A 16,526-nucleotide genomic window follows, 5' to 3' on the forward strand; every position below is an offset into this window, starting at 1 on the left:
TGTCACATCGAGCGGAATCGAGATGTTTTTTATAAGTCGTTATCTTTAATTTTCGAGATTGAATGGTAAAGATTATCAACTCTAAAACTTAATCCAAACCACCACTTCTGGTCGCATCTCTAGCTTCTGGCCAGGTCATTTGTTCTCCTGTTCGTTTACTAATTGGTAACACTCTTTTCTCTCTTGAAGTTCTTTCTGGGTCTTCACTTGCCATATAAGCCATAATTGCGGTAAGGATTACATTGCTACGCACATCATCAAAAACAATCTTATCATAAGTGTCCAAATTGGTATGCCAGGTATAATTCCAGTAAGACCAACTTAAAGAACTTAAGCTAAATGCCGGAGCGCCCGCTGCAAGAAAAGATGCATAATCTGATCCTCCACCACCTGGAATTCCAGGGAAAGTAGTTTCTATTTGTTCGGAAATTTCTTCAGGCACTGCTTCTAACCAGCTACCCAAATAATCGTAAGAATTTAAAAATCCTCCTCCAGAAAGCCTTACCACTCTTCCAGTTCCATTATCCTGATTAAATAAAGCCTGTACATTATCTACAATTTCCGGGTGATCCTTCACAAAAGCCCTAGATCCGTTTAAACCTTGTTCCTCACTACCCCAATGTCCTGCAATAATAGTGCGTTTTGGGTTTGGATACATTTTCTTTAAAATTCTCATCGCTTCCATCATCACCATCGTACCAGTTCCATTATCTGTTGCTCCGGTTGCGCCATCCCATGAATCAAAATGTGCCGAAAGAATTACATATTCTTCCGGTTTTTCTGTTCCTTTAATGGTCGCTATTGTATTAAAGGTTGGTACCGCTCCTAAATCTTCAGATTCTGCAACCAATCTTAATTTTGGTTTATCGCCATATTCTGCCAATCTATAAACCATTCCATAATCTTCCAGAGAAAGTTCAACTGTTGGAATTTTTTTAGTTCGTGCAGAAAAAATCTTATTCGCACCAAAACCTCGTGACCAGTTTAAAGTGATAATTCCAACTGCTCCTGCTTTTTCTAATGCTTCAGAAATAGTTCTACTAGTATATCCGGAGTTAGTCATTCTAGTATCCCAAGCTTCAGATTGTGCTTTTCTGTCTTCTTTCATTTTTTCAAAAGAAGCATCTGTAGCAAATTCTTCCCAGTTATAATCTGGTCTTCCTGTTTTTTGAGGCATTGAGATCATTACCAACTTTCCTTTTACTCCAGCTAACATTTTTGCGAATTCTGCTGAATCTTTTGCATTTGGAAGAATAACAACTTCAGCAACAATTGGTTTTTTACCAGAACTCGGACTCCATGCCAATTGCATTCCGGACAATGTTCTAACTCTTGGCTCTATTAAGTCGATATGTGTAATTCCGCGTTTCCAGCCTTTCCATTCTCCCCACTGCTGATTTTCTGCTGAAATATCCCAGGATTTATATTTGTTTACAGCCCAATCATGCGCCTGTTTCATCTCTGGAGTTCCAACTAAACGTGGCCCAACCACATCTAAAAGCTCATGTCCTAGTTTTTCCAGTTGAGAGTTTTCCGAGGCTTCTTTAATAATATTTTCGATAACGATATCTTGATCTTGCGCAAAAAGCACTGCAGAAAAACAAAATGAAAGTATGAGTAAAAACTTATTTTTCATAAAAAATAGGGTTTGAGTTAAACTATGTTCTTCAAATATATCTTTTTTTAACATAACATGTTTCCTTAGTTCCCAACACAGAAGAAAATCAGGGTAAATTTTGAAAATTAAATTCTTAATAAGGAAATAATTGTGATTCCTTAAGATAATTCTACTTCTACCTATAAACTCTATCATTTTGTTACGATATTGCAATTGGATTCTTAAAGAACATTTTATGGATATAGCGTTTGTACGAGATAAATTCCCCTCCCTTAAAAAAGGATATACGTTTATGGATAATGCCGGTGGCTCACAAATATTGGGCGGCAGTATTAATTATATTTCAGAATATTTCTTAAACTATAATGTACAATTAGGCGCTTCCTATCAAGTTTCTGCCGATGCCGGACAAGTTTTAAAAAATGCTACCGAAAAAATTTCTGAATTTTTAAATACTCCCAACTCTCAAGAAGTAATTATTGGACCTTCTTCTACCATGCTTTTAAGGATTTTGAGCATATGTATTAGCCATAATTGGCAAGCCGGAGACGAAGTTATTATTACAAACACAGATCATGAAGCGAATGTTTCTTGCTGGAAAGACCTTGAAAAAAAGGGAATAAAAATTAAAGTTTGGAACGTAAACCCGGAATCTTTTGAATTGGATCTAAATGAGCTTTCTAATCTAATTTCTAATAAAACAAGATTAGTAGCGGTAACGCATTGTTCCAATGTAATGGGAACTATTAATCCAATCAAGGAAATAGCAAGAATCACTCATGATGCCGGTGCGCTTATTTGCGTAGACGGGGTTGCTTTTGCGCCACATAGACGAGTGGATGTTCAGGAATTAGACGTGGATTTTTATGTGTTTAGCTGGTATAAGGTATATGGTCCTCATCAAGCAGTGATGTACGGAAAATTGCCATTGTTAGTTGGCATGCCAGGGATCAATCACAACTTTTTTAAGGCTGAAGATGTTCCTTATAAATTCCAGCCCGGAAATTATAATTTTGAGCTTACCTATAGTCTAAAGGCTATTCCTGAATATATGGTGGATTTTTATGATCATCATTTTTCTGATAATAAGTTTAGCCGAAATGAAAAATTCGAGGCTAGTTTTGAGATAATCGCTACTTATGAAGCCCAATTGGCGCAAGAACTTTTGAGTTATTTAAAATCTGTAAAAGAGATTAAAATTATTGGAAGCTCCAGTGCAGATTCCACCCTTCGAGTTCCTACCATATCCTTTATTCATCCTAAATTTAAAAGTTCTGAAATTGTTGAGCTTATAGATAAAAAAAAATATCGGAATTCGATTTGGAGATTTTTATGCCAAACAGCTCATTAAAGATTTAGATCTGGAACAATATGAAGGGGTGGTACGAGTAAGTTTAGTGCATTATAATACACTGGAAGAAGTGCAAAAATTGATTGCTGCTTTTAAGGAGATTTTTTAATACCTCATTGAGGCTTTAATTATAACTTCTTCAGTCCAAATCTGAGGTAGTTTTAATTTTTCCTCCAGCACGAAGAGTTTCCTTTTTCGCTTTTTTAAAATCCTCTTTGGAAATAGCTCTAGTGGCGTCTTCTATCAAAACGGCTTTAAAACCCTCTTTTAGAGCATCTATAATTGAAAAATAGACACAGTATTCTGCTGCAAGTCCACAAAAATAGAGACTCGTGACTCCTTTGTCTTTAAAATATCCCGAAAGCCCTGTAGATTTTAAATGTGCATTATCGTAAAAGCCACTATAGCTATCTATATTTTTATCAGTACCTTTTCTGAAGATCGCTTCAATTTTCTTTGAATTTAAATCAGGATGAAACTCGGCTCCTTTTAAATTCTGAACACAATGAACCGGCCATAATTTCTGATCGATTCCATTCAATTTGATAATTTCAAACTCTCTTTTCCCCGGATGATTTTCAGCAAAACTAGAATGATTTGATGGATGCCAATCTTGAGTAGCGATCACCAAATCAAATTTATTTTGAAGTTCATTGATAATGGGAACAATTTCATCGCCTCCAGGAACAGCTAAAGATCCGCCCGGAATAAAATCGTTTTGTAGATCTATGATTACTAATGCCCTCATCCTACTTCATATATTTTTTTAATAATGCTTCTCGTTCTTTCTTTAACTTCTTACTAATCCCAACTTTATATTTATGCGGATTATCAAAACGTTTGTACTCCATGGGTAAGTTTTCTAATCGCTCTTGGGAATATGCGGCAATTTCTTTTAAGCTTCTGGATGCTGCTGTTTTTTTACCATTTTTCATCACTAAATGTAGCAATGCTTCGGTTTTACAATTCTTCACAGGTAAGGATTTCAATAGTTCTTGTGGATCATAGATCCTTGAAACCTCTTCTTCCTCCCTCATCGTAATAGCATCGGCGCCTATAAGTTCTCCTTTTGTATTCATCAATCGGAATACCTGTTTTTTATGCGGAATAGTTACTTTGGAAAGACTTTCAGAAATTTTTAATCTGGGGATTCCATTCGACACAGCTAGTTTATAAACGCCATCCAACGCTCCATCTGGATCTCCAGTTACCAAATTAGTTCCGACTCCAAAAATATCTATCGGTGCTTTTTGTTCCAGCAAACTCTTGATCACATATTCATCTAACTGATTGGAAGCCGCTATTTTTACATACTCAAGACCAGCTTCATCAAGCATTTTTCTACTTTCTCTGGCTAGATAAGCCAAATCGCCACTATCCAGTCTAATTCCTAACAATTTCTCTCCCCGTTCCTCCATCTCTTTTCCGATACTAATGGCATTGGGAAGTCCGCTCTTAAGTGTATTATAGGTATCCACAAGAAGCACGCAGTCTTTTGGTCTCCCCTCGGAAAAGGCTCTAAAAGCCGTTATTTCGTCCTCATAGCTTTGAACAAACGAGTGCGCCATTGTACCCGAAACTGGAATATCGAAGTTTTTACCTGCCACGACATTACTTGTACCGTCGAAGCCACCCACTATTGCAGCTCTACTCGCATAATATCCACCGGGGCCATGTGCACGTCGTAAACCGAATTCCAACAATGTTTTATCTTTTGCCACCAACCTCATTCTACTTGCCTTTGTGGCAATTAAAGTTTGAAAATTTAATAAGTTTAAGAGTATGGTTTCTATAAGTTGTGCTTCTATAATATTAGCTTCTACCTGTAAGATCGGCCGATTGGGAAATAATATATCGCCCTCTTGCGCAGCCATAATAGTACCTGAAAATTTGAAGTTTTTAAGGTATTCCAGAAAGGCTTTAGAATAATTCTGGCCTTTTAAATAAGTGAGATCTTCCTCACTAAATCTAAGGTTCTCGAGAATTTCTAAAAGATCTTCTAAACCTGCAAAAATGGCGTACCCACCCTCAAATGGCAATTTTCTAAAATAATAGTCGAATACGGCTGAATGGTCTTTTTGTCCATTTTTAAAATAAACCTGCGCCATTGCAAGTTGATATTGATCTGTATATGTAGCTGAAAAATTGATCATTTTTGGAATAGTAAGTTTAAGGAAAGGGAAATTACAAAATTAAGGAGACAGTTAGCAGTTAGCAGTTAGCAGTTAGCAGTTAGCAGTTAGCAGTTAGCAGTTAGGGAAAGTAAAAAGGGTGAACTTCTAAATGTTATACTTGTGAAAAAGTTATAAAAACTTTTAAAGCTAAAAAATAAAATTAGGCATGAGATAAATCACACGCAGAATAACGAAATCGGTTAATGATATAAAACAAAAAAGCCCGATACAGATGTATCAGGCTTAATTTTGCTCCTCCTCTTGGGCTCGAACCAAGGACCCTCTGATTAACAGTCAGATGCTCTAACCAGCTGAGCTAAGGAGGAAACTGTATTTTTATATTTCTTTAAGAACGTAATTGTAACTTCAAAGATCCTAACTCTTAATCTGGACCTGCATTCGAGACTTAAATATTTCTCTTTTGCGGTTGCAAATATAAATCAATTTTTAAATGCCTACAAAACAAAAAACCACTTTTTTTTTCGAATTTCAGATTAATTTTTTTCTCTGAAATTTACAGCCTAGCTATTAGTCAAACAACCAGCGATATAAATCATTTCCGTTTGCAAAAAGCACCAGAGCAATTAAAATAAAGAAGCCTATCATTTGTGCATACTCCATGAACTTTTCATTTGGAGTCTTCCCGGTGATGATCTCATAAAGCAAGAACATCACATGTCCCCCATCCAATGCAGGAATCGGTAGAATATTCATAAATGCTAGAATAATAGAAATTAAAGCTGTTGCCAACCAGAATCCCTGCCAATCCCAAGCGTCCGGGAAAAGACCTCCAATGGCTCCAAAACCACCTACTTGAGTTGCTCCTTTCGCTGTAAATACATATTTAAATTGAGCTACATAATCGTGTAGCGTCCAATACCCATAACTAAAACCTTCTTTAATGCTTTCTGAAAATCCGTACTTTCTTGTTTGAACGTCAAAATCTCTTTTGGTAGACACCCCAAGTAATCCATCTTCATCCGGGGTTACCAAAGCACTCATTATTTCACCATCTCTTTTGAAAACAATTTCAACTTCTTTCTCTTTATTTTCAGCAGTAATTGGAGCTAATTCATGCCAATATCCTATTTCTTGCTTATTTACAGAGATCAAACTATCTCCTTTTCTTAAACCTGCCTTTCCTGCTGCAAGATCGGCTACAACAGTATCTATCACTGCATTCTGGATAGGCACAAAAGGCTGCATAACCCCCTCTTCAAACATTTTTGAGCCAATATTCTCTGGAATAGCAACAGTTTCGGTTTCTCCATTTTGATGGATCACTGTGATATCTTTCACATCTCTCATAAAAAGATGACGGTTCACATCTACGCTGTTTTCAAATTCCTTCCCGTTTACTTTTAAAATTCTATCGCCATCTTCAAAACCAAAAGCTTTAAATTCTTCGGCAACTGCAAATCCACGTGGCATATCTTCCGGGCCTACGTAAGAACTTCCCCATACAAAGAGTACCATCATGTAGATTAGGAAACCTAAAACCAAATTCACAGTTACTCCTCCTAACATTATAATAAGACGTTGCCATGCCGGCTTGCTTCTAAATTCCCAAGGCTTTGGAGGAAGCGCCATTTGCTCCTTATCCATACTCTCATCTATCATCCCGGCTATTTTCACATAACCACCTAAAGGCAACCAACCAAGACCATACTCAGTTCCACCAATTTTTTTCTTAAAAAGAGCGAATTTTACATCGAAAAACAAGTAGAATTTCTCTACTCTTGTTTTAAATAATTTGGCTGGTATAAAGTGTCCAAACTCGTGTAAAACGATTAGTAAGGACAAACTAAGTAATAACTGTATTGCTTTTATTAAAAATGGATCCATTCTCTCTACTTCAAATTTTAAATCGCACAAAAGTAACCTTTTAATAGCTCCTAAAAAAGTCTAAAATAGCTGCGGAAATCTTCTCTTTACAAAATTTAATACTCCCTTTGCTTGTAATTCCTAAGAAGGCTTTAATTTTGCATAAAACATAATTGATGCTTCAGTTTTTTGCTAAATACAAACCTCTTGCCATTGTACTTGGTATTTTATCTGTTATAATTATTTTCAGTTTTTATACATTACTGAAACCTAAAGAAACACTTCCTATTTTTCAACCAGATATGGTGAATGCCGAATTGGTTGACACTACAGTTCAATTTGTTAGAAAGTATCATAAAATAGCAGATTTCGAGCTTCTGAATCAAAATGGGGAAACCATCACTCAAGACACGTACAAGGATAAGATATATGTAGCCGACTTTTTCTTTACCACTTGCCTTACTATTTGCCCGATAATGACTGGGCATATGCTTGAAATTCAGGAACGGTTAAAAAACGATCCTGAAGTTCTACTACTTTCTCACACGGTAATTCCTGCTGCAGATAGTGTTCCGCAGCTTAAAAAATACGCGCTGGAAAAAGGGGTGAATGATGAAAAATGGAATTTAGTGACCGGAGATAAAAAACAGATATACGATTTGGCTCGAAAATCCTATATAGCTACAAAAGATGATGGCGATGGAGGTCCTTACGATATGATACATACCGAGAATTTTATCTTAGTAGATAAAGAAAAACGGATTCGAGGATTTTATGATGGCACCAATGCCGAATCTATTGAAGATTTAATGAAGGATATTAAAATCCTAAAAGCTGAATACTAGCATTTATACTTTTCTAGGCTAAACTTTTTCTAAGACCTTTTTTTAAGCTATTTTTGCCTTGTTTAAAATCAATCTAAATAAAAATGAAGCTAACCGTTGCTCATTTACAGCGTGGCCAGCGAGGGATAATCAAAGAATTTATTGCAGATAAAATCCCTCTTAAACTATTAGAAATGGGCTGTTTACCGGGAAATCTTGTAGAGTTGGTGCAAACTGCGCCTTTTAGAGATCCTATGTATTTGAATATAAACGGGAGCCATTTGGCAATACGCAAAGAGACGGCATTGCTTATAGAAATAGAATTAATTTAATACTATGGGGAAACAAATTAATGTTTCTTTAATCGGGAACCCTAACACCGGTAAAACCTCTGTTTTCAATCAGCTTACGGGTCTCAATCAACAAGTTGGTAATTATCCCGGAATAACGGTAGAAAAAAAGGAAGGCATCTGCAAATTGCCGCGTGGCTTAAAAGCCCATATTTTAGATCTGCCGGGAACCTACAGCTTAAATGCTTCTTCCCTTGACGAGAATGTGGTAATAGAATTACTGCTGAATAAAAACGATAAAGACTTCCCTGATGTCGCTGTTGTTGTAAGCGATGTAGAAAACCTTAAGAGAAATCTCCTTCTTTTTACCCAAATAAAAGATCTTGAAATTCCAACCATTCTTGTTATTAACATGGCAGATAGGATGGAGCGAAAAGGAATTTCTCTGGATATTGAAGTTTTAGAAGCCAAATTAAATACCAAGATCGCACTGGTAAGTGCACGAAAAAATACGGGAATAGAAGAATTAAAGGAAATGATTCTTAATTACCGCCAAATTTCTACAGAACCTTGCTTGCATGCCTCTATCATGGATCCCGAATACTTTGGGAGGTTAAGAAAGGCATTTCCAAATCAGTCTCTTTACAAGTTGTGGTTGGTGATTACGCAAGACGTGAATTTTGCGAATATAAACAGGCATGCTTTAGATAGCGAAACCGGTTTCCACACCAAAAGTAATAGTGATCTTAAAAGGCTTCAGCAAAAAGAAACCATTTTAAGGTATCAGTTTATAAATGGATTATTAAAAGAAGGCCTCAAAGTAGACTTAAACTCAGCTACAGATCTTAGAATACGCTTCGACAGAATTTTAACCCATCGCGTTTGGGGATATGTGATCTTTTTTATGATCCTTCTACTCATTTTTCAGGCAATCTATAATTGGTCCAGTTACCCGATGGATTTTATAGATTCTACCTTTGTTTCATTAAGTGAATGGACGAAAGATATGATGCCTGAAGGGCCTTTCACTAATCTAATTTCAGAAGGAATTATTCCGGGGCTTGGTGGAATTGTAATATTTATTCCGCAGATCGCATTTTTATTCTTTTTTATCTCCATCCTAGAAGAAAGCGGCTACATGAGTAGAGTGGTTTTCTTGATGGATAGAATCATGAGAAGATTCGGACTAAGCGGAAAAAGTGTAGTACCATTAGTTTCTGGTACTGCCTGCGCAATTCCTGCGGTAATGGCGGCAAGAAATATAGAAAACTGGAAAGAACGATTGATCACAATTTTAGTAGTTCCGTTTACAACCTGCTCTGCGCGGTTGCCGGTATATCTCATAATTATCGCATTGGTGATTCCAGATCAAAGCTTTTTAGGCTTCAATTTACAGGGTTTAACATTAATGCTATTATACTTATTAGGATTTGGAACCGCGATTGCTTCTGCATGGCTTCTCAACAAGATTTTGAAAATAAAAAGCAAAAGTTATTTCGTAATTGAAATGCCCAACTATAAACTCCCAATGGTCAAAAATGTGGCGATTAATGTAGTTGAAAAAACAAAATCTTTTGTGCTTGGAGCAGGGAAAATAATTCTTGCCATTTCTATTATTCTGTGGGTGCTAGCTAGTTATGGTCCCGGAGATACTTTTAATAATGCTGAAGAAATTGTAACTTCAGAGTATAATGAAGACACTTCAGAATCTAACCTAGAGGAGGAAATTGCAGCGCATAAACTGAAGCATTCTTATATAGGAATAATCGGTCGAGGAATTGAACCTGCCGTAACACCTTTGGGATACGATTGGAAGATTGGAATTGCAATTGTAAGTTCTTTTGCTGCACGGGAGGTATTTGTAGGGACTTTGGCAACCATTTATAGTGTTGGAAGTGATGAAGAGGAAACAATTAAAAATAGAATGGCCGCAGAGATAAACCCGGTATTGGGTGGCCCATTGTTCACTTTTGCCAGCGGAATAAGCCTACTGTTATTCTATGCTTTTGCAATGCAGTGTATGAGTACTTTGGCTATTGTGAAAAGAGAAACGAATACCTGGAAATGGCCTATATTACAATTAGTGATCATGAGTGCGTTTGCCTACGTAGTAGCTTTAATCGCATTTCAGGTTTTAAAGTAGTGTAAGAAAATAAATGTAACCCGACTTAAATTAGTATCATGGACGTATTACAAAACATATTGGTTTTTATCATTTTTTTGATCGCAGTTGGATATGTGATTACAAAATTTGTGTGGAAGCCGGCCTTCTTAAAAGGTAAAAAAGAATCTGATAAAGCCTGTGGAAATTCAGGTTGTGGGTGTAGCTAATTAGTTTTACTTAGCTGAAGAAAAAGACAATATTCAGACTCTTTAGTTTTATGAGTTGAAATTGGATACGGATAGAGATTAAAAGCATTCAATGAATAAACAACCTCTGAATCTGAAAAACTTAAAGTAAAATCCTCTCCATTATTCAGGGAAGTAAAATCTTTTCCGTTGGTCAATGTAATGATCCTTTCCTCACTTGTTCTCCATTCTCCATATGGCCACTAATACTTTCGCTTCTCCTGCCCAAATACAAGTAACATCTTTAGGACATCTTGAATCTGAGATCACCTTTTTGAATTGAATGGATTTATTTTTAAAAGTGAACAACTCACCATAATCCAATTCAGCATTAAAATTTACGATGGAATCCTTTTCTTGAGCATATGAGGAGGAAGCCATTAATAAGGTAAAAACAAAAGCTAAACCATATTTCATAACCAATTTTATTTTAAAGACTGTAAATCAGAAGCAATGTGGCAAGTGCAGTCAAGTTATTATTCGCTCAAAAGAGGTTTCCCCAAATGTTTCGACTCCGCTCAACATGACATTCATCCTACCTATTAAAATTTGATAAGAACAGAACTACCGATCTCTATTTACTTTAAAGACTGAAAACCAAGAGCCTTGTTGCAAATATTAGCCCAAACCAACATCTAAGGTCATCATAAGTATAAATCCGCCTATAAAGCCCATTGTAGAAATATCTGTGTACTTATCCCTTTGAGATTCCGGAACCACTTCTTCCACCACTACAAAAATCATTGCTCCTGCAGCAAAAGCTAATGCGTATGGTAAGATTGGTTGAAAAGTCATTACTGCCCAGGCACCTAGCACAGCGGCAATTGGTTCTACAGCAGCAGAAAGCTGACCATAGTTAAAACTTTTCCATCTACTTAAACCTTGTCCTCTTAACGGCATTGCTACTGCAAAACCTTCAGGGAAATTCTGTAATCCAATCCCAATTGCAAGAGCAACAGCACCGCCAATCGAAGCACCATCAAAACCTGCTGCTACACCTCCAAATAGAACTCCTATCGCTAAACCTTCCGGAATGTTATGCAAAGTAATCGCTAAGGTTAAAAGTACAGACTTATGCCAAGGTGTTTTAATTCCCTCTTTTTCGTCCATTTTAAAATTCACATGCAAGTGAGGCAATACTTTATCCAATCCGAAGATAAATAAGGCTCCTAGAAAAAACCCGATTGCTGCCGGCACTACTTTTTGGAAACCTTCGCCGGGACTCATTTCTATACCCGGAGATAATAAACTCCAAAAACTCGCTGCAACCATAACTCCTCCTGTAAAACCCAACATACCATCAAAAACAGCACGATTCATTTTTTTAAAGAAAAACACCAGTGAAGCACCAAGCGCGGTAACTCCCCAAGTAAATAAGGTGCATATAGTGCGGCCAAAATAGGGTCTATGCTTTCTAGGTAAGCAATAATTTCATTCATCATAATTTAGGAGGTTTTTATATATAAATTACTTGAGATCAAGCTTGAGATCTTGAGTTCTTTTCCATTCAATTTTATAAGCATCGATTGGTCAAAAGATTCTTTTTCTAGGATACTTATTGTTTTACCCAATGCGATATCATTTTTATCTAGATATTGAAGAAATTCTGTAGAAGAGTCTTTCACACCCACACAAATACCGGATTCACCCACTTGCAATTCAGATAATAAAATTTTGTTTGCAATAACCATATTGCCTTTAGCATCCGGAATAGGATCTCCGTGAGGGTCTTTTTTTGGAAACCCTAGAAATTTATCAAGTTCGCTTATAAGTTTTTCAGATTTAATGTGCTCCAATTGCTCTGCAACTTCATGAACCTCATCCCAGGCAAAATTTAATTTTTCTACCAGAAAAACTTCCCACAATCTATGTTTTCGAATTACTTCTACAGCAGTATCCCTGCCCAATTTACTAAGCTTAACGCCTTGATATTTTTTATAGTTTACCAGTTTTTTTTCAGATAGGCGCTTTACCATATCTGTTACAGAAGAAGCTTTGGTATTCATTTCTTCAGCCAGAGCATTCGTACTTACTCCTGTTGGAAAAGAGCGCTCTAAATGAAAAATAGCTTTTAAATAATTCTCCTCGGATAAGCTGAACATAAATTCTCGTTTTGCGACCGCTAAACTACAATTTATTATTAATTAAATCAATTTTTAGACTAATCTAAATTTTAATTATATATTTGCATAAAAATATATTTAATGAGAATACTAATTACACTTTTGCTTATCTCAATTTCCACTGGAGCTTTTGCTCAAAAAATTGAATTTTCCGGAGAGGTTATGGCCGATGGAGAAACTGTCCCTTTCGCAAATATTTATTTGGAAGGAACACAACTAGGAACAACAACAAATGAAAATGGAAAATTTAATATGAAGGTGCCACAGGGACATCACAATATTATAATTCAAGCTATTGGTTACAAAACATTAAAAGAGCATTTAGATGTGCTAACAGATAAAAATATTACAAAATCATTTTCATTAAAAGAAGATGTGCTAGGCTTGGACCAAGTTGTGGTCTCTGCCAGTAGAACCGGACAAATAAGACAGGAAGCTTCTGTAATAGTATCGGTAACTACTGCAAAAGACTTTCAGGCAACCCAAAGTATAAGCTTAAGTGAAGGTCTTAATTTTCAGCCGGGACTTCGTATGGAAACCAATTGCCAGAACTGTGGATTTTCTCAAGTTAGAATGAACGGATTAGACGGAGCTTACACTCAAATTCTTATAGATAGCAGGCCTGTATTTAGCGCTTTAAATGGAGTTTATGGTCTGGACCAGATTCCAGCCAATTCTATAGAACGTGTAGAAGTTGTTCGAGGTGGTGGATCTGCCTTATATGGTTCTAATGCCATCGCAGGGACAATAAATATTATTACAAAAGAGCCAACTGAAAATTTATTTGAGGTTGCCAGTAACATAGCAGCCATAGATGGTGAAGCCATCGATAAAGCGGTTACATTAAATGGTACTATTATAACCGATGACTATAACGCAGGTTTAAGTGTCTTTGGAATGTACAGAGATAGAAGTCCTTTTGATGTTAACGATGATGGATTTACGGAAATCACGGTGATTGAAAATAAAACCTTCGGAATAAAATCCTTTGTTAAACCTAGCTATAATTCCAAATTGAGCTTAGATTTTCACACTACCCACGAGTTTAGAAGAGGTGGTAATAATTTAGATCTACTTCCTTTTGAAGCCGATATAACCGAGCAAATTACAAGTGATGTTGTTGGCGGAGGCTTAACATTTGAAGGTTTTACCGAAGATAAAAAATTACAATATTCTGTTTACACTACTACCCAACATTCAAAAAACGACAATTTTTATGGAGGAAAAGGTGAGACTTTAGAAGAAAGTATTTTAGGTTTTGGAAACACAAAAGACCAAACTTATGTGGCAGGCGCACAAGCCTCCATCAATCAAGATAGTTTTTTAAACGGGACTGCTGTGTTCACCTTAGGTTCAGAATACAAGCATAGTAAAATGAAGGATGAAAAACCAGGTTATAATGCCTTTGTAAACCAGACTCTAAACATATTTGGGATCTATGGGCAACAGGAATGGAAAGCTTCAGATAAATTGACCATTTTAGGAGGACTGCGTGCAGATTTCCATAATATTTCAGAAGAGAATGTAGTCTTTAACCCGAGATTGAATATCCTTTATAGCGCCACCGATAATCTTCAATTTAGAACTAGTTATGCTAAAGGGTTTAGAGCTCCGCAAGTTTTTACAGAAGATATACATGCAAGAATTGCAGCTGGAGAAGTTAGTTTGGTACAATTGGCAGACGACTTGGTTTCGGAAACCTCACATAGTTTTTTAGCTTCCGTAGATTGGACTAAAACCACATTAGATGAGAACTATCAGCTAACATTAGAATCTTTCTACACACGACTAAATGATCCTTTTATTCTTGAAAGAACTTCAGAAACTATTTTTGAAAAACGAAATGGAGATGGGGCTAATGTGTATGGAATTAATGTAGATGCAGTATATGCACCAAACCAATATTGGATACTACAAGCCGGAGGTACGCTGCAAAAAGCAGTTTATGATAAGCCTGTTCAGTATAGTGACGATCCTAACGCTTCGTTAGAAAATGCTGATAATTTCTTTAAGTCTCCAAATTTTTACGGGAACTTCATACTTACCTATGCTCCTGTAAAAGCTTGGCAAAACAATCTTTCCGGGGTATATACAGGAAGTATGTATGTACCGCATTTAGCAGGATTTATAGCAGAAGACAGGCTAGAAAAGACCGAAGGTTTTATGGAGGTTAATTTTAAAACCGCTTACACCTTTAAGCTTGCAGAGAATTTCGATCTTGAATTAAGCGGGGGTGTACAAAACATTTTTAATGAATATCAAGAAGATTTTGATCTTGGGGTAGACCGAGATGCAACCTATGTTTATGGACCTTCCAGACCAAGAACCTTTTTTGTAGGACTTAAGTTTGGTAATAAATTATTATAAATAACAAAATTGCTTTGTAATTTTGTTTTCTAGATGAGCTGCCTCTATTAATTTAGGGGCAGTTCTTAATTTATAGCAGATTGTAGTTTTCTTAAGGAGAAATGAAATTTAAATCCCTCGCTCTCTCTGAATTTTCTCGTAAGCCTCTTGTACCATTCTAAATTTTTCTTCAGCTCCATTTCTGTAAGCTTCATCCATGTGTTGCAGTTTATCTGGATGGTATTTTTTAGCCATGGTTCTAAACGCCTTTTTCACTTCAGCATCTGTTGCAGATTTTTCGATTTCGAGAATCTTATAGGCATTATCGGCACTTTTAAAGAACATCGCCTTAATACTTTCAAAATCTCTGTTATTCAAGGCTAAAAACCCTGCAATAGATTGAAGTTGTGATAGCTCAGCATTAGAAACATTCCCATCTGCTTGTGCTATACTGAATAAGAAGTGTAAGATCTGTAGCCGAACTTCATATTTGGTGCGTTGCTGCAGGTATAATCCAATACGTTGTGCGGAAATTCCCCTGTTCTTAATAACTTCATTAAAAGTGCGAAAAGTGGCATTTGCACGCTCCTTTCCATAGGCCTGTACAAAATAAGTACGCACATAATCCATTTCAGATTGTGATACTTGTCCATCTGCTTTAATAACTAAAGAAGCTAAGGAAAGAAGATTCAATTCAAAATCGCCCGGAGACACCGTATTACTTTCAGTTTTAAAAACTGAATTAAATCCTCCCGAAGACCTATTCCAATTATCTATTACAGTTCCTAATATAAATCCCAGTACTGCTCCCGGGTATCTGAAAAACATATAGCCAACAAAGGCTAATATCCATTTAAACATAAATTCCTACTTGATAAGCCGCAAATATACTATTTTGAATAGGTATTAAATAGACATATCCCATAAACTTGACTTTCACATCTATAAGGAGAACCTATTAGCATATAGGAAATTGAGATATGAAGAGCGAAAGTTAATTTGTACCTTTGCCCTTTATAAATTATAATAAAAATTCTATATATGTATCCAGCAGATTTAGTTAAACCAATGAGAGAGGACCTTACAAAAATAGGTTTTCAAGAATTACATACCGTTGCAGATGTTGATGCTGCTATGGAAAAGAAAGGAACTACGTTAGTGGTTGTGAATTCCGTTTGTGGATGCGCGGCTGCGAATGCACGTCCGGGAGCTAGAATTTCTTTACAAAACAGTAAAACTCCGGATAATTTAGTAACTGTTTTTGCAGGTGTAGATACGGAAGCTACAGATAAGGCTCGTGGCTACATGATCCCTTTCCCTCCTTCTTCACCATGTATGGCTTTGTTTAAAGATGGTGAATTGGTTCACATGTTAGAGCGTCATCATATTGAAGGGCGTCCTGCAGAGATGATCGCAGATAACTTAACAAGTGCTTACAACGAGTTTTGTTAAACCCTGATTAAGGGTTTAAACATTGGAAGCTTATAAAAGCCTTTTTTGAGGTATTTTCCTATCGAAAGTTAGGGGCAAAATTTATAAGCTTGCCATCAGATGCTCTTTTAAAATTATATAAAGCCGATTTTTTTAATTAGAAATCGGCTTTTTCTATGCTTTAAATTGAAGTAAA

General features: G+C 36.3%; 14 protein-coding genes, 1 tRNA gene and 1 pseudogene. 7 read left to right on the plus strand and 9 right to left on the minus strand.

From position 1 onward, the window contains the following. Nucleotides 1-88: 88 nt before the first annotated feature. Nucleotides 89-1,636 carry a M20/M25/M40 family metallo-hydrolase gene (locus ON07_RS10210; RefSeq protein ID WP_010230941.1) on the minus strand — a complete coding sequence of 516 codons (1,548 nt, stop codon included), beginning with the start codon at nt 1,634-1,636 and terminating at the stop codon, nt 89-91. Between the two features lie 217 nt (nt 1,637-1,853). Here ON07_RS10210 and ON07_RS15225 point away from each other — a divergent pair, with 217 nt between their 5' ends. After that, the gene (locus tag ON07_RS15225; protein ID WP_237708903.1) at nt 1,854-2,969 is read left to right on the plus strand and encodes an aminotransferase class V-fold PLP-dependent enzyme; all 1,116 of its coding nucleotides are present in this window, start codon (nt 1,854-1,856) and stop codon (nt 2,967-2,969) included. A gap of 139 nt (nt 2,970-3,108) precedes the next feature. Here the strand turns inward: ON07_RS15225 and pncA are convergent, their stop codons facing one another. The 4 genes from pncA to rseP form a co-directional block, all read right to left on the minus strand. After that, nucleotides 3,109-3,717, minus strand: a complete 609-nt coding sequence (gene pncA / locus ON07_RS10220; RefSeq protein WP_010230946.1) for a bifunctional nicotinamidase/pyrazinamidase — start codon at nt 3,715-3,717, stop codon at nt 3,109-3,111. 1 nt (nt 3,718) lies between these two features. Beyond that, nucleotides 3,719-5,122, minus strand: a complete 1,404-nt coding sequence (locus ON07_RS10225; protein WP_010230948.1) for a nicotinate phosphoribosyltransferase — start codon at nt 5,120-5,122, stop codon at nt 3,719-3,721. 273 nt (nt 5,123-5,395) lie between these two features. After that, nucleotides 5,396-5,469, minus strand: a tRNA-Asn gene (locus tag ON07_RS10230). A 202-nt stretch (nt 5,470-5,671) separates the two neighbouring features. Beyond that, a complete protein-coding gene (gene rseP, locus ON07_RS10235; protein WP_010230950.1) occupies nt 5,672-6,988 on the minus strand; it encodes an RIP metalloprotease RseP in 1,317 nt (438 codons plus the stop codon). Between the two features lie 155 nt (nt 6,989-7,143). Between rseP and ON07_RS10240 the strand changes: the two genes are divergently transcribed. From ON07_RS10240 to ON07_RS16700, 4 genes are all read left to right on the plus strand, one after another. Next, nucleotides 7,144-7,812 carry an SCO family protein gene (locus ON07_RS10240; RefSeq protein ID WP_010230953.1) on the plus strand — a complete coding sequence of 223 codons (669 nt, stop codon included), beginning with the start codon at nt 7,144-7,146 and terminating at the stop codon, nt 7,810-7,812. Between the two features lie 83 nt (nt 7,813-7,895). Next, nucleotides 7,896-8,123 carry a FeoA family protein gene (locus ON07_RS10245; protein WP_010230955.1) on the plus strand — a complete coding sequence of 76 codons (228 nt, stop codon included), beginning with the start codon at nt 7,896-7,898 and terminating at the stop codon, nt 8,121-8,123. Between the two features lie 4 nt (nt 8,124-8,127). Beyond that, nucleotides 8,128-10,224, plus strand: a complete 2,097-nt coding sequence (gene feoB / locus ON07_RS10250; RefSeq protein WP_010230957.1) for a ferrous iron transport protein B — start codon at nt 8,128-8,130, stop codon at nt 10,222-10,224. 38 nt (nt 10,225-10,262) lie between these two features. Continuing rightward, nucleotides 10,263-10,412, plus strand: a complete 150-nt coding sequence (locus ON07_RS16700) for a FeoB-associated Cys-rich membrane protein (protein ID WP_010230959.1) — start codon at nt 10,263-10,265, stop codon at nt 10,410-10,412. Between the two features lie 192 nt (nt 10,413-10,604). Here the strand turns inward: ON07_RS16700 and ON07_RS10260 are convergent, their stop codons facing one another. The 3 genes and pseudogenes from ON07_RS10260 to ON07_RS10270 all read right to left on the minus strand — a co-directional run bounded on the left by ON07_RS10260 (nt 10,605) and on the right by ON07_RS10270 (nt 12,532). Further along, nucleotides 10,605-10,847, minus strand: a complete 243-nt coding sequence (locus ON07_RS10260) for a hypothetical protein (protein ID WP_010230960.1) — start codon at nt 10,845-10,847, stop codon at nt 10,605-10,607. Nucleotides 10,848-11,048: 201 nt separating this feature from the next. After that, nucleotides 11,049-11,869, minus strand: a pseudogene (locus tag ON07_RS15230) (ZIP family metal transporter). A gap of 6 nt (nt 11,870-11,875) precedes the next feature. Further along, complete coding sequence (locus tag ON07_RS10270; RefSeq protein WP_010230964.1) at nt 11,876-12,532, minus strand: metal-dependent transcriptional regulator; 657 nt, start codon at nt 12,530-12,532, stop codon at nt 11,876-11,878. 102 nt (nt 12,533-12,634) lie between these two features. Between ON07_RS10270 and ON07_RS10275 the strand changes: the two genes are divergently transcribed. Continuing rightward, nucleotides 12,635-14,920, plus strand: a complete 2,286-nt coding sequence (locus ON07_RS10275) for a TonB-dependent receptor (protein ID WP_010230966.1) — start codon at nt 12,635-12,637, stop codon at nt 14,918-14,920. A 108-nt stretch (nt 14,921-15,028) separates the two neighbouring features. Here the strand turns inward: ON07_RS10275 and ON07_RS10280 are convergent, their stop codons facing one another. Further along, nucleotides 15,029-15,760: a TerB family tellurite resistance protein gene (locus ON07_RS10280; protein ID WP_010230969.1), complete on the minus strand. Its 732-nt coding sequence runs from the start codon at nt 15,758-15,760 to the stop codon at nt 15,029-15,031. Between the two features lie 180 nt (nt 15,761-15,940). On the opposite strand from ON07_RS10280, the gene ON07_RS10285 reads away from it, so the two are divergent. Next, the gene (locus ON07_RS10285; RefSeq protein WP_010230971.1) at nt 15,941-16,351 is read left to right on the plus strand and encodes a BrxA/BrxB family bacilliredoxin; all 411 of its coding nucleotides are present in this window, start codon (nt 15,941-15,943) and stop codon (nt 16,349-16,351) included. Nucleotides 16,352-16,526 lie beyond the last annotated feature (175 nt).

Source organism: Gillisia marina (assembly GCF_000258765.1).
Lineage (GTDB): Bacteria > Bacteroidota > Bacteroidia > Flavobacteriales > Flavobacteriaceae > Gillisia > Gillisia marina.